The sequence below is a fragment of the Tropicibacter alexandrii genome (assembly GCF_003667315.2).
Lineage (GTDB): Bacteria > Pseudomonadota > Alphaproteobacteria > Rhodobacterales > Rhodobacteraceae > Tropicibacter > Tropicibacter alexandrii.
On record NZ_RCTZ02000074.1, the window covers coordinates 1 to 293 of the forward strand.

1 protein-coding gene is annotated in these 293 nt (G+C 64.8%); it reads left to right on the forward strand.

The window, feature by feature from the left end:
* Window positions 1-293, forward strand: a 293-nt coding sequence (locus D8Z78_RS24415; protein ID WP_128910933.1) for a formate--tetrahydrofolate ligase, incomplete at both ends; no start/stop codon positions are given.

The following is a 293-nucleotide window of genomic DNA, read 5'->3' on the forward strand; positions in this document are numbered from 1 at the left end:
GGCATGGCGCAGGTCGTGCCGATGGAAGAGATGAACCTCCACTTCACCGGCGACTTCCACGCGATCACATCCGCGCACTCGCTGCTGTCGGCGATGATCGACAACCACATCTACTGGGGCAACGAGCAGGATATCGACGTGCGCCGCGTCGTGTGGCGCCGGGTCGTCGACATGAACGACCGCGCGCTGCGCCAGATCACCGCGTCGCTTGGCGGTGTGGCCAATGGCTTCCCGCGCGAGGCTGGCTTCGACATCACCGTGGCGTCCGAAGTCATGGCGATCCTGTGCCTTGC